This is a genomic window from Dyadobacter bucti, from assembly GCF_005869225.1.
Lineage (GTDB): Bacteria > Bacteroidota > Bacteroidia > Cytophagales > Spirosomataceae > Dyadobacter > Dyadobacter bucti.
Window position 1 is genome coordinate 42,815 of sequence record NZ_SWFP01000003.1, and the last position, 19,599, is coordinate 62,413.

At 43.3% G+C, this 19,599-nt stretch carries 15 protein-coding genes; 2 read left to right on the forward strand and 13 right to left on the reverse strand.

The features are described 5' to 3' along the window. Positions 1 to 2 precede the first annotated feature (2 nt). The 13 genes from FBF61_RS10285 to aspS form a co-directional block, all read right to left on the reverse strand. Complete coding sequence (locus tag FBF61_RS10285) at positions 3 to 1,319, reverse strand: glycosyltransferase family protein (RefSeq protein ID WP_138477151.1); 1,317 nt, start codon at positions 1,317 to 1,319, stop codon at positions 3 to 5. 31 nt (positions 1,320 to 1,350) lie between these two features. Beyond that, complete coding sequence (locus FBF61_RS10290; protein ID WP_138477152.1) at positions 1,351 to 2,823, reverse strand: MOP flippase family protein; 1,473 nt, start codon at positions 2,821 to 2,823, stop codon at positions 1,351 to 1,353. Between the two features lie 12 nt (positions 2,824 to 2,835). Continuing rightward, positions 2,836 to 3,894, reverse strand: a complete 1,059-nt coding sequence (locus tag FBF61_RS10295; protein ID WP_138477153.1) for a nucleotidyltransferase family protein — start codon at positions 3,892 to 3,894, stop codon at positions 2,836 to 2,838. A 178-nt stretch (positions 3,895 to 4,072) separates the two neighbouring features. Further along, complete coding sequence (locus FBF61_RS10300) at positions 4,073 to 5,242, reverse strand: glycosyltransferase (protein ID WP_138477154.1); 1,170 nt, start codon at positions 5,240 to 5,242, stop codon at positions 4,073 to 4,075. Continuing rightward, positions 5,239 to 5,895 (reverse strand): acetyltransferase, encoded by a 657-nt coding sequence (locus tag FBF61_RS10305; protein ID WP_138477155.1) that lies wholly within the window; start codon positions 5,893 to 5,895, stop codon positions 5,239 to 5,241. The genes FBF61_RS10300 and FBF61_RS10305 overlap by 4 nt, the downstream gene beginning before the upstream one ends. Then, positions 5,892 to 7,049, reverse strand: a complete 1,158-nt coding sequence (locus FBF61_RS10310) for a LegC family aminotransferase (protein ID WP_138477156.1) — start codon at positions 7,047 to 7,049, stop codon at positions 5,892 to 5,894. The genes FBF61_RS10305 and FBF61_RS10310 overlap by 4 nt, the downstream gene beginning before the upstream one ends. Then, positions 7,046 to 8,044, reverse strand: coding sequence for an NAD-dependent 4,6-dehydratase LegB (locus FBF61_RS10315; RefSeq protein WP_138477157.1), 999 nt, complete (start codon positions 8,042 to 8,044; stop codon positions 7,046 to 7,048). Before FBF61_RS10315 ends, FBF61_RS10310 begins: the two co-directional genes overlap by 4 nt. Before the next feature lie 5 nt (positions 8,045 to 8,049). After that, positions 8,050 to 9,069, reverse strand: coding sequence for a Gfo/Idh/MocA family protein (locus FBF61_RS10320; protein ID WP_205748270.1), 1,020 nt, complete (start codon positions 9,067 to 9,069; stop codon positions 8,050 to 8,052). Continuing rightward, the gene (locus tag FBF61_RS10325; RefSeq protein WP_138477158.1) at positions 9,070 to 9,654 is read right to left on the reverse strand and encodes an acyltransferase; all 585 of its coding nucleotides are present in this window, start codon (positions 9,652 to 9,654) and stop codon (positions 9,070 to 9,072) included. Position 9,655: 1 nt separating this feature from the next. Further along, positions 9,656 to 10,786, reverse strand: coding sequence for a DegT/DnrJ/EryC1/StrS family aminotransferase (locus FBF61_RS10330; protein ID WP_138477159.1), 1,131 nt, complete (start codon positions 10,784 to 10,786; stop codon positions 9,656 to 9,658). Positions 10,787 to 10,889: 103 nt separating this feature from the next. Continuing rightward, positions 10,890 to 11,948, reverse strand: coding sequence for a Wzz/FepE/Etk N-terminal domain-containing protein (locus FBF61_RS10335; RefSeq protein ID WP_138477160.1), 1,059 nt, complete (start codon positions 11,946 to 11,948; stop codon positions 10,890 to 10,892). 2 nt (positions 11,949 to 11,950) lie between these two features. Next, complete coding sequence (locus FBF61_RS10340) at positions 11,951 to 14,350, reverse strand: SLBB domain-containing protein (RefSeq protein WP_229214996.1); 2,400 nt, start codon at positions 14,348 to 14,350, stop codon at positions 11,951 to 11,953. 159 nt (positions 14,351 to 14,509) lie between these two features. Next, positions 14,510 to 16,276, reverse strand: coding sequence for an aspartate--tRNA ligase (gene aspS, locus FBF61_RS10345; RefSeq protein ID WP_138477162.1), 1,767 nt, complete (start codon positions 16,274 to 16,276; stop codon positions 14,510 to 14,512). Between the two features lie 92 nt (positions 16,277 to 16,368). Between aspS and FBF61_RS10350 the strand changes: the two genes are divergently transcribed. Both FBF61_RS10350 and FBF61_RS10355 read left to right on the forward strand, forming a co-directional pair. Then, positions 16,369 to 17,286, forward strand: coding sequence for a PE-PGRS family protein (locus tag FBF61_RS10350; RefSeq protein WP_138477163.1), 918 nt, complete (start codon positions 16,369 to 16,371; stop codon positions 17,284 to 17,286). A gap of 178 nt (positions 17,287 to 17,464) precedes the next feature. Further along, on the forward strand, positions 17,465 to 19,555 hold the full coding sequence (locus FBF61_RS10355) for a prolyl oligopeptidase family serine peptidase (protein WP_374756609.1): 2,091 nt from the start codon (positions 17,465 to 17,467) through the stop codon (positions 19,553 to 19,555). The last annotated feature ends 44 nt before the right edge of the window (positions 19,556 to 19,599 follow it).

Genomic DNA, 19,599 nt, shown 5'->3' on the forward strand with positions numbered 1-19,599 from the left:
ATTTACAAATCAGCCATGAGCGCGGCCACTTTCTTGGTTTGATTTCGTCTTGAGTACTTCGTTATGTTAGTAAGGCCCTCGGGAATCATTATTTTCCCGTTTTTAATGTATTCCTCAATCTTGGAGCTTAACTGGGCGTATACTTCATCCTCGTTGTCACAAAAAAATCCTAGCCCTGTTTCCGTGAGTATTTCTTCGACTACATCCCCGTCAGAAGGGCAACATAGAACCGGCTTTTGCATGGCAACGTAGTCGAATATTTTGCTGGTAGTTAAACCTTTAAAATTTTTGCCAAAGGAAATAAGCAGGGCAATTTGAGATTTGTCTATCTCTTTAAACAGTTCTTCTTTAGGAATTCTGTCCGTGCATGTGTAGTATGGCTCGTAGCCTCTTAGAAGTTCAGCAATTCTTTCCTTTGACCCAGGTTTGTAAGTGACACCTATAAATTTGAGATTCAGATGTATGATGTTTTTATATTCATCCGCAGTTCTTTTGAAGCCATTTAGGAAAATCTCGATATTTTGCTGAGGGTATAGCGAACCGTTGTGGACAATTGTGAATTCTGTGGGAGGAGTATTTGTAATTCTTTCAGATGTTGTCACATTATAATCTTCTTCGAAAAAGCCGTTGTAAATTGTAACTCCGGGGACAGATACGAATCTGGATATTCTGTTTGTATATTCGTCTGATACAGAGGTAACCACCGAGGCAGTCTTAACCCATTTTTTTTCCATCTTGCTTGTGATCCATTGAACAAGCTTATGCAGACGTGTAGGTTTGAAATTGTAAGTATCGCTTACCTCTCTTGTGTTCCAGTCATCCCGGTAGTCAGCTATCCATTTTACACCAAATTTCTTATTTAAATAGAAACCGGTGTAAAAGAGTGGATACGGGTCCGTGATTACCAGCGCTTTTTTTATAGACGGATCAGCACTGACAATTTTAGAAGCCTGTTCGATAAATGATCGAAACTCATTAAGCTGAAATATACCAAAATACATCAGGATATAATCCAATAAGTTGAAAGCTTTTCGTATATAGGAATGTTTGTTTTTAAAGTTCTTGTTGATTCTTAATTTTAAGATGTTTTTATATGGCAATGTATGTAGTTCATAGTTTTCATGTATTTCGTGTTCAATTCTTTCTCCCACCGGTACATACAAGTCTTCAAGGGATTTTAAAGGATGGCCCCAGTTTCTGGTTACGAAAATTGGGTAATACCCAAATTCTTTTAAATACTTTGCCAAAGCCCATGTCCGTTGCGTGCCAGTTTCATCTGCCGGAGGAAATCGATAAGAAATTATTAATATCTTCTCCATTAATTTCTTTATTATTTTGAAAGCGGGTTATTCAATTTATGGGTGAATTATTTGCCCGGTGCGACCGACCAAATAGATATTCATTAGTGAGGATAGAAAGAATATTTTTATTAAATAAGGCATATCCGATTAAATAGCTGAATGAAAATATGGCAAAGTTTGACCATATATTTCCTGCAATATGACCCAGGTATATTCTGACATATGTTAGTAAAGAGAAAATAACAACTGAATAAGCCAGCGGATACGCCATGACCGTAAAATATTCTCCGTATTTTAAGGGATTTAGAATTTTCTGAATTACAATCCGCCAATATAGATTATAAAATATCACAACGTAGGCAGCTTGCGCAATTACTATTCCAATAAATCCGTATTGGTATCCGATGGCAATGAACACTGGGTTAGCGACGACACGGAGCATTGTCCATCTGAATCCTAATTCTGTCCGCCCGGTTGCGACGATTAATCCACTGGCTGAACTCATTACAGAAATAATACCTCCCCAAAGGCAGAAAATTTGTAAAACTAAGTACGATTCCTCAAAGCTCTTTCCATAAATTATAGTTAGAATTTCCTTTGCGGAAACGGCCATCAATCCATAGATAGCAAAATTTATTAGCGAAGTCAGCTTTAACATCTGCAAGAATTTCTCCTTTAACAAGGGGAGATCTTCGTTGAGGGTTGCGAGAATTGGTATTGAAACTCTGGTGATAATAGGGTTCAGTAGCCCGTAAATTCTCATAACCAGCTGTTTGACCAGGTTGTAAACGCCCAATTCAGCGGTTCCCATCACCTTGCCTATGATTAGTATATCCAGCTGGGAGGCCACATAGTCCAGTATCTGAGACCCGGTCTGAAACAATCCGGTCCGGTAAAAAGATCGACCTTCTCTAAAGTTAATATAAAACGATAGCGGATGGGATTTTAAGCCAGAAAGTATCAACAAGCAAGAAGAGGTGAAGGATGCAAATAAGGTGGAATAGACAATGCTCCAAGCCCCGCCTCCTCTGTAGGCAACTATTACTGATACGATCAGTGACAGCAGGGTAGTTGTTACATCAATTATAGCTAACGACTTGAACTTCATTGCCTTCTGTCGGAATATCCTGAATTGCCGTCCGGCTGTTGTGAAAATCAGGTCAAGGCTCATAACGGGAATTAATGCGTACAACTCCGGCTGGTTATAAAAGTCGGCAATAAAAGGTGTAAAAATGCAGACGATGCCATAAAGACAACCACCCAGAAGCAGCGAGACCCAATACAGGCTGCTGTACTCGTTTTTGCTGATATCGTGCCGGGAGAATAAAGAGACTGAAATTCCCAGATCAGTGAATATCTGCGTGAAACCAAGTATCAGTACCACTATAGCAACTAGCCCGAAATCTGACTTTTCAAGAAACCGGGTTAAAATGGACAACCTCAGGATTTGAATAACAGCCTGTACTGCGGAGGCTACCGCGGTCCAGAGGGTGCCTGATATTGCTTGTCTTTTGATACTCATCTAAACGCTTTTTTACTGGAAAAGGACTTTGGAATACAGCGGCCACTCTCCTATATCAATCCATGATTTTTCGCTGATAGGAAAAACGCCCACTTTGCCGTCCCGCTCTTTGATCTTCTCGATGAGATGAGTAATGTGGAAAAATGTGTCTTCGGGAATTTCTTTTAAAAGGTGAGGTTCAAGAAGATACATTCCACAATTGATCATAAAAGTAAGCTCTGGCTTTTCTTTTAGCGATAACAGTTCTCCATTTACACCGCTTTCTAAGGTTCCATATGGAATATTATACTGCTTCAGAGACGCCACCAGAGTCAATTCATTGTGATGTTTTTTGTGATAGTCGTAAACTGCGGAGTAATCCTGATCGATCAGTATATCGCAATTCGAAACAAAGAACGGGGTGGTCAATCGATCCTGCAGAAGCCCAAGGCTCCCGGCGGTACCCAGCGGCTTGTCCTCGCTGAACAAATTGACATCATAATCTTTTTCGCCAAGACTGTCCAGATAGAATTGGATCAGTTCGGCTTTGTAATTAACCGAAATGTGGAAGTCTGTACAGCCGAATTTCCGGAAACGTTCAATGATATTTTCCAGGATCGTGGTTTCTCCGTAAGGTAGCAGCGGTTTTGGAAGAATATTCGTGAGCGGCCTAAGTCTTGTTCCAAACCCTCCAGCCATGATGACGACCGGAAGGCCGATCTGATTATTGACTTCAACTGTATCCGGAGCGATAATATCTTCCCAAAAGATCACATCCACGACTTTTTCATCGAAATTCAATACCGGCATGTATTCAAGCCGGTACCTTAGTATTTGTTTTTTTATGTTGTCGATATTATCGGTAGACCTTGCAATGCGCAATTTTTTTCTTACAAACTGAGTTGCAGGCGAGTGAAGTCCCGCGTCTGCAATAATTGCCCTTTGGATATCACCGATGGAAAGAAGTCCGTGAAAAGACAGCGTTTCATCAGCGATAATCAGCAATTTGTGCCCGATTTCATCCATTTTCCTCAGAGCGGCGGATAGAGAAGTATCAGGGGCGACGATCAGTTTTTGAATTTTAGTGTCCATCCGGGTGTTATATTCGTTTTTTGTACTCGATTAGCATGCGAAAGCTATGCTTGGTTTGCTTGAGGACCGGAGCTAACGGCTCCACAATGCAGTAACTTTTGGTCACGAATTAAAGGGCTTCTTTCAATGAGGAGTTAGTAGTCAAAATGACAGCGTATACAGGGATAATTTCCTGTTTTCAGACAGCTGCGTTATATTCATTAAGCAAATTATACCAATCGTGAATGCACACAGACCATAGCGAATTTTCAAATTTGTCCGGCGTATTTGCAGCTTCAACTTGCTTTTGCAAGGTATGGCGGTTTTTTAACACCTTGCCAATTTTTTCGGGCAATAGGTCTATCTTTTCAATTTTTTCAAGGATGATCCCTTTTTCTGTCAGAGATTCATACGGAAGCCAGGCACCTGTTATAACAATGTTTCTGCAAAACAGATGTTCCTGCATGGAGCCAGAAAAGGCATCCGTTTTTTGTACCTGAACCAGAATGTCCGTTGCTTTTCTGATCAATACAATATCTTCATCAGACAGGAAACTTTCAAAGACTTTGTATTTCAGTCCCGACTCTCTTAAAGCGTTGATAACCTGATCTTTGTATTCCGGCGTAGCTCCGTAGGTCATGGGGAAAATCATCAGATGATTTTCTGGAATTTCGTCCTTATTTTTGACAAGGCTGTGGATAATAGCCAAATGTTGCTGATGACGATGCCCATTATAACCACACGCAATTACAAATGTATGTTCTCCAAATCCCAGTCCTGTTTTTGCGTCTTTCCTAGAAATATGCTCAGAAGAGAATAATAATTCCAGTGGTTTGAGACCAAACTGACAATTTCTCAGTTTAGAGATAGGAACGTCAATTTCGCCTATCAGGTCGTTCCGCATCGACATCGTCGAAAGACTGATTCTGTCACAAAGATTCAGGGCAGGCAGAAGTATCCGCTCGGTATTATTTTCCTTTCGTTTGTAAAGGTCACTTCCCCAAAATGCGGCTACTATAAATGAAGTTACTTTGGGAAGCCATTTTACGATCCGACACTGGGTTGCGAACAAGGCATGTACACATGCTACATCATAAAACTGCTTTTCAACCTTCATCCTTACCAGCCTTTCCGTAAAAAGTCTTACCACACCCCGTACCCCGGGGATTTTATTGATGAGGGGTATTTTTTTATAGTAACAAAATATTTTGTCATAAGCAGAACCTGATTTCCTCTGTATGCTTACTATGTCCTCACTGCTGTTCGTATTTAAGATATGAATTTGGACATCTGTGTAATACTGTTTTAAATACAAAGAAAAATTTAAAACAAACTGACTCGTAGCATCTCCGACGACTAATAATTTCATAGGTGATTGTTTTTCTGGGAGATCAGTTTACACGGATTGCCGACATAAGTTCCTGCGGTAGTAATTGAATTTGTAACTGTACTACCGGCTCCTATTATTGTATGGCAGGTAATCTCAATATGGTTACAAAGCACACTATTGCTACCGACAAATACTTCATTCTCAATTTTCACGCTTCCGTTCACAATCGCAGCCGTTGAAATATGAACATGGTCACCGATTATCACTTCATGTTCGATCAAAGCATTTGAATTGATTATGGTATTTAAACCGATAATCGCCCTTGCATTGATAATTGCTCCATGCATTACAACGGTACCTTCGCCAATAAACGAATGTTTCGATATATATGATCTCGGTGAAACAATTGTCGCGATTTTCGCTCCGTAGGCTTTTAGATTTTCAAAAATCCTTTTTCTTATTCCAGCTGATTTGATTTGGCCAACGGTTATAAGAAAATGAAAATTCTTTTTCACTAAATCTGCGACAAGGGTATCAGTACCAATAACCGGATAACCAAGAACCGTCCTGCCAATCATCTCTTCCTTATCTAAAATCCCCTCAATCACATATTTATCCTCAAGCTCGATTACGTCGATACACGCCATACAATGGCCACCTCCGCCAATCAGTATCAATGGAATTTTGTTCATGGTCTGAAGCTACTAGGAATGTTCACAACTCTGTCCGCCAGCCACTGACTATTTTCAAGACCGTCATGTTCGCAATCGTTGAACATGGGGAGCCTGTTCATAAGCTGCCAGATCGGGCGGGTCATCACTCCATTGGCGTTTGTGAATTCAAGAAATTCATTTCGTCCTTCCAGATCATCGAGAATAACCGCATTTAGCCAATAGTTCGCTTCGCTTCCTTGCATTTCCCTATGGGTGGGCATACCCATTTGTGCAAAGAAAGCTTGGTATCGATGGGCAAGTTCACGCTTATTTTTAAGGAAAAAGGGCAGTTGTTCCAATTGTGCGCAGGCGAGAGCGGCGTTTAGGTTAGGCATACGGTAATTGTATCCGGTTTCATTGTGATAAAACTCCCATTGATGTGCTACTTTGGCCTGGGTAGAGAGATGTTTGGCTTTTTTTGCAAGCTCGCTGTCGTTTGTAATCAGCGCGCCTCCACCACCACAGGTAACGGTTTTGTTACCATTAAAACTGAAAGCACCTGCTTTTCCTATAGTGCCTGTGTGTTTTCCGTTAAATGTGCTACCCAAAGATTCTGCCGAATCCTCCACCAGTACAATGTTCCAGGATGAACAAATGGCTGCGATTTTATCTATACGCAGGGGCACTCCGAAAGTGTGCATTGGCAGACAGGTTGAAATTCTCCTGCCTGTATTCTTATTATAAGTGAAGCCGTCGCTCCTTTTTTCAGCATTCTTTTCCAGAAAGTTCGATAAAGCTGAAGGTGACATACCCATTGTATCTTTGTCTACATCAATAAAGACGGGCTTTGCGCCTGTATAACTAATTGCGTTACAGGTCGCAATGAATGTCAGAGCCTGGGTCAGGACTTCGTCATTTGGTTTTGTGCCACAAACGATCATAGCTAAATGAATAGCATTGGTCCCGTTGACAATCGCTACTGCATGCCGGCAGCCGGTGATCTGACAGATCAGCTCTTCAAATTTATCCACATAGGCACCAATGGAGGAAACAAATGTGGAATCGATGGTGTCAAGGACGTATTTTTTCTCATTTCCACCAAAATAAGGGACATGCAGCGGGATGAACTCTTTACCGGGAAACTGGTCTTTAATAAATGTTACTATCTTTTCATTACGCTCTTTCGATTTCATAAATTGTATATATCTGCTTTATAGTGGTGTAGGTTGTCTTTGTTCTGAAACCATGCGATTGTCTCCGCCAAACCTTCCGAAAAGGTATATTGCGGCTCCCAGGATGTGAATTCCTTGATTTTCTGACTAGAGCCAAAAAGCCTGAATACCTCTGATTTCTGAGGCCGGAGGCGTTCCGCATCTGAAATGATCTTTGCCGCCGGATTAATCTGGTCAATGAGCTCCTGAGCCATGTCGCCGACCGATATCTCAGACTGCGTAGCTATGTTACAGTCCTGCCCGATGAGTTTGTCAGATTTCGCAATTTCAACAAATCCGGCAGCCGTATCTTTGACAAAAACCATGTCCCGGGTAGGGGATACATCCCCGAGTTTGATCTCTGTTTTTCCATTCAGCAGCTGCGTGATGACCGTTGGAATTACAGCCCGCGCCGACTGTCTCGGCCCGTAGGTATTAAACGGCCGCACTATGGTCAGCGGAAGATCGAAGCTGCGATAAAATGATTCAGCTATGCAATCAGCGCCAATTTTTGAGGCAGAATAGGGGGATTGCGGCTGACGGGCGTGAATTTCATCTATTGGTACATATTGCGCGGTACCGTATACTTCCGAGGTAGACGTAACCAAAACACGTTCAATCCCTAAATCTTTTGCAGCCTGCACTATATTCAAGGTACCCTTGACATTAGTATCAATATATGAATCCGGAGAGTGGTAGCTGAAAGGGATTGCGATCAATGCTGCAAGATGGAAAACAACATCTATATCCCGCATTGCCGTCCTCACGCCATTGGGATCCCTTATATCTCCGGTAAATACTTCTATTTTTTGCAGGGTTTCTTTTGGAAGAGAGTCAAGCCATCCCCAGCTGTTAAATGAATTGTAAAAACAGAAAGCCTTTACTTTGCAACCTTCTTCCAAAAGCTTTTCGACCAGATGGCTGCCGATGAAGCCATCAGCTCCTGTAACCAGTACCCTTTTGTTTTTAAGTTCCATTGCAATTACCTCAGATTGTAAATTCTTTCAATGATATCCACTACTTTCAGGCCTTCCAAAGCGTTGGTTGTGATCGCGGATCTTCCGTTCAAAACATCTACTACATTATCAATCACAAAATGGTGGTTGGCTGCCGAACCTTTGTACGCCCCATAATCATTACCGGGATTCGTGGGTGCGAGTTGCGGCATTTGGTAATCTTTTACATTACAAATTTCAACCTTGTCCATATATTGGCCACCGATCTTCACAGAACCATTTTCGGCTATAATCGTCATCGAGCTTTCCAGATTCTGGTTCCATATCGATGTCGAGTAGTTCAGGGAACCCATTCCACCGTTGACAAAATCAAAACTCAGGAAGCCGCTGTCTTCGAAATCAGTGAGGTCCTGGTGGTTAAAATCATTGAATTTACCCTGGATATTTTGCACATCTCCGAACAGCCAGTACATGATATCGATGAAATGAGAGAACTGCGTAAAAAGCGTTCCTCCATCAAGCTCTTTTTTTCCATGCCAGCTTTCCGGTTTGTAATAACGGGCGTCACGGTTCCAGTAGCAATTCAGCTGCACCATATATATTTGCCCAAGAATCCCACTTTCTATGAGATCTTTAATCCAGACTGAGGGCGGGGAGTATCGGTTTTGCATTACAGCAAAAACATGCCGGTGTACATTCAAGGCCTTAAAAATGATTTTTTCAGCGTCATGTTTGTTCAGGGCCATGGGTTTCTCAACTACAATATGTTTCCTCGCTTCAAGCGACTTCATCGCATGTTCTGCATGGAACCCATTGGGTGTGGCGATATTGATTACATCTACTTCAGTGCCTGAATTCAGGAAGTCGTCAAGGCTGGCAAATAAAGGAGCATCGTATTGGTCAATGCCCAATTCTGCCCTGGGTTTAACATCAATAAGCGCGACCAGCTCGGCTTCTTCATTTCTGGTGATCATTTCGGCATGTCTTTTCCCGATATGACCGCAGCCGATTACTGCAAATTTCTTTTTGTGTTCGTGTATAGCCATTTATTCCGTTAATTTTTTTACCTGATTATTCTCAAGCCTGTATTTTTCTCCGCTTTCAGGGCAAACAGCGGTTCCTTCCGGATCAAATTCCAAACGATGTCCGTATTCACTGATCCAACCGATTTTCCGGGCAGGATTGCCGACAACCAAAGCATAGGGAGCGACCGTTTTGGTAACTACTGCACCCGCACCTATGAATGCGTAGTTACCAATGTCGTGACCGCAAACAATTGTAGCATTTGCCCCGATCGACGCTCCTTTTCCGACATGTGTTTTTGCATACTGACCTCTCCTGTTAACAGCGCTTCTTGGATTGGTAACATTTGTAAAAACCATTGACGGGCCGAGAAACACGTCGTCGTCGCAGGTTACGCCCTCGTATATGGAAACATTATTTTGTATTTTGACGTTGTTGCCCAGCACGACTCCGGGTGATACTACCACATTCTGGCCGATATTGCATTTTTCGCCAATGATACAATTGCTCATAATATGAGAGAAATGCCATATTTTCGTGCCGCTTCCAATGGTGCAGGGAGCATCGATAATAGCCGTTTCATGGGCGAAATAATCTTCTCCTGCCATGTTATTTCCTAAATGATTTTATACCTGCAATAATATAATCCTGTTGTTCAGTCTCCATCTCGGTATGAACCGGTAAAGATAACACCTGGCTGCAAAGTCTTTCGCTTACAGGGAAATCACCCTCATTATAGTCTGGAGTCTTGAATGCTTCCTGCAGATGCAATGGTATCGGATAGTAGACCATTGATGGGATTTCAAGCGATAACAGATGGTCCTTCAAAGCATTCCTATCGACGGGATCGACCAGTTTTAGAGTGTATTGATGGAAAACGTGTGTGGAATTTTGATGTCTTTTCGGAATTTGCAACCAACTCAATCCAGCCAAATGTTGATCGTAATAATCTGCGGCATCTCTGCGCGCTTTACAATATTGATCCAGTTGCCTTAATTTTATTGATAATATTGCCGCCTGAATCGTATCAAGTCTGGAATTTACACCAATCACTTCGTGGTGGTATTTTTTTGCTTGTCCGTGATTGGCAATTTTCCTGATCAGCGTTGCAAGTTCGTCATTGTTTGTATACAATGCACCTCCATCGCCATAACATCCCAGGTTTTTCGAAGGGAAGAAAGAAGTACAGCCGATATCCCCAATCGTCCCGGCCTTTTTTGAGGAACCATCAATACCGACATACTCTGCACCTAGGGCCTGGGCAGTATCTTCGATTACATACAGCTTATGTTTTCTGGCGATAGCCATAATTGCCGCCATGTCCGCTGACTGTCCAAACAAATGAACCGGTACGATCGCTTTCGTCCGCGGGGTAATTGCCTTTTCGATCAGCTCTGCTGTAATGTTGAACGTGTCCGGATCTACCTCCGTAACCACAGGTTTCAATTTAAGAAGGGCAATCACCTCCACAGTTGCCACATAGGTGAAACATGGAACAATAACTTCGTCCCCCTGCTCCAGCCCTAGTGCCATCAGCGCGATTTGAAGAGCATCTGTTCCGTTCGCGCAGGTAATGACATGTTTTACGCTCAGATATTCTGCAAGGTCCGCGGAAAATGTTTTTACCTGGGGGCCATTTATAAAAGCGGTTGTGTCAATTACATTTTGAATAGCCTGATCGACTTCAGGTTTTATTTTGGCATACTGACCTTTCAGGTCAACCATCTGTATTTTCATCATGACAAGCGTGTGTAAATAGTAAGGTAACCTAGTCCAATAGTCTGTTCATGACTTGTTCTCATTGATGATCAAAGTTAAATCCGGGTTTATGCCTCCGATAAACTCAAAGAAGCTTCAGGTGCAATTTCTCTCTGAAAAAAACGATATAAAACAATGATAGCAACCCGCCAGCAATAGCAAAGATAATGCCCGACAATAATCGTTTCGGGCCACTTTTGTTCAGGGGTACCTTAGAGGGTTCAAGTACTTTAAATACGGGTTTTTCTTCTTTTACTTTCAGTTTTGCCTGTTCGAGGCGGAGGGATAGATCGGTATAAATTGATTGCGCAAGTGTATACTCGGATTGAAGCCGCTGTTCTTCAATTCTGGCCACGTTCAGAAACGCATTGCGATTGCGGTCGCGGTAACTCTGGAGGGCAAATTCCGCGCTTTGCTGACGTTTTTTTGCTTCCAGGACACGCTTAGTTAGGAAATTAACCTGTTCAGTGGTTTTTGAAGTCCGGTATTCCTCAACGTAGTTGACAAGATAATTTTTACTTGCCTCCACAAGTATCGCGGCAACGACAGGATCTGTCATTTCACATTCCAAAGTAATGATGCCGTTTCTGGTATCCACATTGGCAACAATCAATCCCATTGCACCCCGTATATAAGCTTCCTCCTGACTCGACAAAACGAGTACGTTGGAAAGCGTAGGTGTATTCGGTTTGACAGTCTTCTTTGCCGGCGCGGGACTGGAACTGAAGATCGACATTATCCGCGATAAAAAGCTTACGGAAGTATCCCGCTCCAAGTAGCTTTTAAGGGAAGGATACATTTTGTCAGTTACATCTACCACAGGTACAGTCAGAAGATGCCTGCCGAAAGGCACACTATTCAGGATATTGGGATACAGGTCCGGGACTAGTTTTTCGGCTCCGGAATTCTGGGAACCCATCGCCATACTGAAAAAAGAGTTATTGTTACCCATGCTATATTCGGGCAGGAGGATCGTCTGGGCAGTAAATACCTTCGGACTGGTATAGCTATATGCAATTCCAATGATGCCACAAATAGCCGAAACCGCTACCAGAACCAGAAAATACTTCTTGACGAAAAGAATCAAATCGCTGAGACTTATTTCAAGTGTCTCGTTTTTTGATGTACTTTGATGATCAGGCATATTTATAAAATACGTATCAGCGTAATCGCTAATGTTGTAAACAGTGATATAATAGCCAGTCTTTCGCCTCTGGACATGGGTTGTTCTACCCTGGCTTCCTTTACAGGGATGGAAACGGTTGATCCGGGTTCTACTTTTGGATAGGAACGGAAAAAAAGGAAATGCTTGGTTCTGTGTGTCCTTCCGTTGGGATAAGAAACATAGATCCGTTTTTTTCTGGCTTGTTCAGTAAAACCCCCGGCTTGAGAAATGTACGATCCGAGTGAAAACTGCTTGTCAAAATTGACTATGGATGGATTGTAAACACCGCCCTGAATACGTACTGTTTCCATTTTTCTGGGTATAACTAGCGTGTCGCCGTCGAGGAGTAACACATTGGATGGAAGCGTCGGTTTTGCAGTGATGGCACTCAAATCCACGGCTACTAGTTCGCGATTTCTATAAAATCGTGCCCCTTCCAGGTAGGCGTCCCGTTTTAAGCCGCCAGCCTTCGGGAACAGATCGGAAATTCGCTCTGAATCGGTCCTGATGGTATAATTGCCGGGATAAGTGACTTCTCCCAGAACAGTGACCACCTTTTGTGCTTCATATCTGGGTGATTTCCTGACAGTAACGATATCTGAAGGGAACAATGTGAATTTTTGGTCCTCCTCATTCATCTGTAGATTATCTGCCACATCCAAGGTGAAAATCCGTACATTTTGAGTAGAAGGCAGATCCAGCGTGTCAGTTTTAACTCTTCTCGACACCTCAATCCGGTAGGGAATACCTCCTTCGGTGTAACCTCCTGCCTGGAATATCAAATCGGCAATTGTAATGTCTTTGTAATAGTAATAATTCCCGGGGTTGATAACAGAGCCTGAGATCGACAGAAATGTAAATTCTTTTAAGTCTTCAACTGACTTGATCGTCAGAATATCACCCGGTAAAAGCACAATGTCCTTGATTTCGCCGCTCATTAGTTTTCGCAGGTCGAATGCTACAATGCCTGTTTGGGTATCTCCGCCAGCTCTTTCGAGAATTGCACGGTTCAAAAAGGCTCTTGGGCTAAGTCCTTGTGCCATTTGAATAAGCTGAAGAACTGTATTGCATCTTTCTTCCAGCGCATAAACACCGGGTACTGTCACAGCCCCTCTGACTTCAATCTGATTGCTGATAACATCAAGTATTTTTTTGACGTTAAAAATATCTCCGTTTTTTGGTAAAAAGGATTCAATCTGAGCGGAATCGAGACTTCCGATGACGTAATTTGCACCCGTATTACGCTGATATGTAAACATTCGTGTGTAGGCTTCCGGAGTGAAGCCACCGGCATAGCCTATCAAACGTTTAATAGTTTCTCCTGTTTTTGCTTCAAAAATCCCGGGACGTTTTATCTGTCCGGAAAGCTGGATCCTGCTCTCAAAAGGACGTATCAGAATGATATCCTGATCCTGCAAAGCAATATTGTCATTCAAATCGGCATCGACCAGAAACCGGTATAAATCAATCTTTTTGATGATGGCGTTATTCCTGATGACCTCGATGTTTCTGTACGACCCGTTTCTGTTGGGTCCACCCGACAGCGAAAGTGCATTAAAAGCGGTGGCAAGAGAGGAAACTGTATAAGTTCCGGGCCGCGCTGCTTCGCCTGTGATCATCACACGTATACTGCGGACATTCCCAAGCGTGATCGAAGAATGGGTGCCTGAACCGGGTCTGTCCAGAGTGGAATATCCTTGTCTTAACCTGTTTACAATACGCTCTTTCGCTTGTTCGATTGTTAATCCGTTGATATAGACCGGCGCGAGGTTCAGCATTTTGACAGTACCCTCCGGACTGATCTTCATGCGGAAATTATCAACAGAATTGCCGTAAATATCTACTACAATTTCATCTTCGGGCCCGAGGATATAATTTCTGGGGGTTGCGATTCTCAAATTTGGTTCAAATGTAGAAGACGGGCGGGAGAAAAAAGATGCACCGAATGGCCTGTTTAATCCTCGGCCGCCTGCTCTTCTTGCATCAGCCGAATCTCTTGAATTATTATCTTCTTCTTCCAGTTCCTGATCGCGCGTTTCGTCTAGTTCGTCGCGGTTGGGATCAGCAGCCTGCTTTTCCTCGGGTTTTTGCTGAATTCGTTTACGCATGGCCGAAATCTGGTCCAGCGTGTAACCTCTCTGAAGGGCTGCCCGTTCGATTTCCATATCCGACATACCGGAGGATTTGGCCTGATTGTAAAAATCAACAGCCTGCTGATTGGTAACCTGTGACGGATCTACTTTTTGACCTTGTAATACAGGGGTTTGATCCGTTTGTGTGGGTAGCGTGGGAATTTGCGGGCTGGTATCTTGTGCAAAAACGCTGAGATTGATGAAGCAGAATAAAAATAAAAAGATACCTCCTGTTATGTATCTTTTCAAAATTGATTGATAGTGATAATGCATGCAGAGTATTTAATTACATGAACATCCGTATTGGGATCCGCAATGTTCGATTGAATTATTAGATATGTAAATCGGGTAAAACCAATGCTTCCTGCCTTACCCGATTTGACTTAATGCCTTGTAATATAACAAGTTTTAATTTAATTGATTTACCTTAATGGCTAATTCCTTTAACTGATTTTCAGATATCACAGAAGGGGAATCGATCATCACATCGCGGCCCGAGTTGTTCTTCGGAAATGCTATAAAATCGCGGATCGAGTCGGCACCTCCGAAAAGAGAGCAAAGCCTGTCAAATCCGAAAGCTATTCCTGCATGTGGAGGAGCACCGAATTCGAAAGCGTTCATCAGAAAACCAAATTGTTCCTGAGCTTCTTCTGGTGAAAATCCGAGTATGCCGAACATCTTTTGCTGAAGTTCCTTTTCAAAAATCCGTACCGAACCTCCGCCAACTTCAACGCCATTAATAACCATATCGTATGCATTAGCCCGTACTTGCCCCAAATTTGTATCCAGCAATGCAATATCTTCTGGCTTCGGACTTGTAAATGGGTGGTGCATGGCGAACCAGCGATTTTCGGCTTCTCCGTATTCAAGCAGTGGGAAATCCAGAACCCATAGAACTTTATACTCATCAGGATTACGGAGTCCAAGCCTGGTACCCATTTCCAGACGCAGCTCATTCAATTGCTTGCGGGCCTTGTCAGCAGTTCCGGATAAAATCAGGATCAGGTCACCGGGTTTTGCATTGAATGCAATAACCCAATTTTTGAGGTCTTCTTCCGAATAGAATTTGTCAACGGATGATTTGATTGATCCATCGGTATTATAGCGGACGTAGATCAAGCCTTTCGCACCGATCTGGGGGCGTTTGATCCAGTCGGTCAGCTCGTCAATTTGCTTGCGGGTGTAAGCCGCACAATCAGGCGCGCAAATCCCCACTACCAGTTCCGCATCATCGAACACACCGAAATTTTTACCCGAAGTCAGATCCTGTTCAGCACCTTTGAGTTCCACAAATTTCATATCAAACCGGATATCCGGCTTGTCCGAACCATATTGCTTCATAGCATCTGCATAAGTCATCCTGGGAACATCCGGGAGCGTGATGCCTTTTACCTTTGAGAAAAGATTACGAATCAGCCCCTCAAAAGTATTCAATATGTCCTCTTGTGTAACAAAGGACATTTCACAGTCTATCTGGGTGAATTCCGGCTGCCTGTCTGCACGTAAATCTTCATCCCTGAAACATTTTACGATCTGATAGTAACGGTCGAAACCCGCCACCATCAGCAATTGCTTGAACGTTTGCGGGGATTGCGGAAGCGCGTAAAATTCGCCAGGGTTCATGCGGCTTGGTACCACAAAGTCACGTGCGCCTTCCGGAGTCGACTTGATCAAGACTGGTGTTTCAACTTCAATGAAATTCAATTCATCCAAATAAGTCCGGGTATGGCGCGCGACCTGATGTCTTAATTGAAGGTTCTTGCGCACATTATTTCTCCGTAAGTCCAGATAGCGGTACTTCATGCGGATGTCGTCGCCACCGTCCGTTTCGTCTTCAATCAGGAATGGAGGTAATTTCGCAGGATTTAAAACCGTGAGTTCGGAGACACGGATTTCAATGGACCCCGTCGCAATTTTATCGTTTTTAGAAAGGCGCTCTATTACTTCCCCTTTCGTAGAAATAACAAATTCCCTGCCCAGCGAACGGGCAGTTTCCAATACATCTGCAGGCGTTTTTCCTTCTTCGAAAAGCAACTGGGTTAAACCGTAACGATCACGCAAATCCAACCAGATCATCCCGCCTTTATCGCGTATGCGCTGTACCCAACCGCACAATACAACGTCTTGATTTACATGTTCTAAGCTTAACTCCCCACAGGTATGTGTACGTAACATATAATTATTTTAATACTGATATAAAGAAAAACCCTGATAATAAATGGCGCAAAAGTACGTATTTTTAGCAAATCTAACATGATGAGTTTTCTATGAAATTACATAAAGGGCTTGGCAGACAGATCAGAATATTCTCATACTCTTTTGTAATTTGCCTCACCTGCGCCTGTGATCCCGACCCGAAACCTGGTGCAGGCGGGGTCGCTGAATTTGAAAGCACGCCTGAAAAATCTGCTATTGCTCCCGGAATCATTGATGAAGCATCAGGCCTCGCGCCAAGCCAGAATATGGACGGCTTTTTGTGGACAATCCAGGATTCAGGAAACCTGGCATCTTTGTATCTGATTAGTAAAGACGGTAAATCCATCAAGGAATTCAATGTTCCCGGTGCGACGAATCACGATTGGGAAGACGTTGCTATCGGGCCCGGGCCGGACAGTGGTATTCAATATCTGTACATTGGTGAAACAGGAAACAATAATCAGCCGGTTACTCCCACCAATATCGTATACAGGATACCTGAGATAACTGATCAAAATGGTTCCTTTGCAGCTGCTTCGCTGGAAAAAATCACGTTCAAGTATCCGGACGGCCCTCGCGATTCCGAGGCGCTGATGGTGGATCCCGGAACTAAGGATATCATCATTGTTTCAAAAGAAGCAACGGAAACAGGTATTTATCGACTCCCTTTCCCGCAATCGACGAGCGAGACAATTACAGCTGAAAAAGTGGGGACGATACCCGGCGTGTTCATCGTGACCAGTGGAGATATTTCAGGTGACGGGAGTGAAATATTGATCCGGACCTATCTTGCCGCCTATTATTGGAAACGGAAAGATGGAGAAACGATTGGAAATGCACTCTCACGAGCTTCGGATAAACAGCTCTCTGTGGCTCTGGAACCGCAGGGGGAGGCGATCAGTTTTGACCGGCAGGCCAACGGGTTTTATACCATCAGTGAAAAATCAAATGCTTCTTCGGTTAGTTTGAATTATTACAAAAGAAAATAACCACGATCAGGTTTAAGAACCTTTGTCTTGCCGACTGCATATTGCACGCACTTGTTGCAGAGGAATATACGGTTTGCCAAAGCAGACATTTTACAATAGCGATGTTGTATTCAATCTGACGGGGTAAATATCCAAAAATCAAATAGTTTCCGGATTTATGTACACAAAAGTTTTAATTATGAATATGGTTACAGCAGCCATAATGGCTACCGACACTTTTGCCCAACAATTGAATTACCCAAAAACAAAACAGATCGAACATACCGATGACTATCATGGTACAAAAGTAGCCGATCCATACCGCTGGTTGGAAGATGACCGCTCAGAAGAAACAGCCGCCTGGGTGAAGTCACAGAACGAGGTCACTTTTGGTTATCTCGATAAAATACCATTTAAAGGCAAAATTTTTGCCGATCTCGAAAAAGCGTACAATTATCCGAAATATTCTGCACCGTCTAAAAAAGGAGAATATTTCTATTTCTATAAAAATGATGGGCTCCAGAACCAGGCGGTGTTGTACCGGCAAAAAGGATTGAAAGGAACACCGGAAGTTGTCATAGATCCAAACAAACTATCTGCGGACGGTACCACGCGTTTAACCGTTTTTAGTCTTTCCAAAAATGGGTCTTATGCAGTTTTGGGCTTTTCAAAAGGTGGCTCGGACTGGCAGGAATATCAGGTAATGGATATGAAAACGCTCGCGATGCTTTCCGACAAAGTGGAATGGGTGAAGGTTTCAGGGGCAGCCTGGCAGGGCGATGGGTTTTATTACAGCAGCTATCCAAAGCCTGAAGGAAGTGCGCTGGCAGCAAAAAATGAAAACCATCAGGTTTATTACCATAAAATCGGAACGGCCCAAAATGAGGATAAACTGATCTTTGAAGATCCTGCAAACCCGCAACGTTTTCACACTGTCGGGACTACGGAAGACGAACAGTATGCGGTACTGAGCGTGAGCGACAGGGGAAAAGGAAAAGACGGAAACGGACTGTGGGTGCTGAAAAAAGGAGACACGAATTTTACCGCAATCAAAGAGGAAATTACTGATTTCAGTTACGGGGTTATTGAGCATATTAATGGGGATTTTTTGATCGAAACCAATGAAAATGCTCCTAACAGCAAGGTTGTTTTGTATCAGCCTAAAAATAAAAGCTGGAAAAACGTACTTCCCGAAAAGCCTGAGCCTTTGCAGGGCGCAGGTACTGCTGGCGGGAAGCTGTTCGCTTTGTATTCAAAAGATGTAACTACCAGGGTTTACGTTTATGACCTTACCGGAAAGCTGGAAAATGAGGTCAATCTGCCTGGGCTGGGTTCAGCCAGCGGGTTTGGTGGTGAAAAGGAGGATAGTTTTGTTTTTTACACATTTACATCATTCAACTATCCGCCGACCATTTTCAGCTATGATATAGCGAGCAAAAAGAGCGTGGTTTTCCGCGCGCCGGAAGTTTCGTTCAAGCCTGAGGATTATGAAACGAAACAGGTTTTTTATCCCAGCAAAGACGGCACCAAAATTCCTGCATTTGTTACCTATAAAAAAGGTTTGAAACTCGACGGCTCAAATCCGACAATCCTGTATGGTTATGGCGGCTTTAATATCAGCCTTACTCCGGCCTTCAGTCCTACGCGCATCCCGTTTTTAGATCAGGGCGGCGTTTATGTACAGGCCAATCTCCGGGGCGGAGGCGAGTATGGGGAAACGTGGCATGAGCAAGGAATGAAGCTGAAAAAGCAGAATGTCTTCGATGACTTTATAGCTGCTGCCGAGTTTTTGATCAAAGAAAAATATACATCTCCGGAAAGGCTGGCGATCCAGGGAGGTTCTAACGGCGGACTTCTGGTAGGCGCGGTGATGAACCAGCGTCCTGAACTTTTCAAAGTAGCATTTCCGGCTGTTGGTGTAATGGATATGCTCCGCTTTCATAAATTTACAATCGGCTGGAACTGGATTGCCGACTACGGAAGCAGCGACAACGCGGAGGAATTCGGGGTGCTTTATGGATATTCACCTTTACACAACATAAAAGAAGGAGGAAAATACCCTGCAACTATGATCACAACTGCGGACCATGATGACAGGGTTGTACCGGCCCACTCTTTCAAATATGCCGCAGAACTGCAAACCAAAGCCGCAGCCAGCTCGGCTAATCCACTCCTGATCCGTATCGATACCAATTCCGGACATGGCGCGAGCAACACAAAAAAAGCACTGGAAACGCAGGCGGATATTTATGCCTTTCTATTCAGCAACATGGGGCTTGTTTGGAAGTAAAACTTCCAAATCTCACATTTATTCTCAGTTTATTTCTACATGCA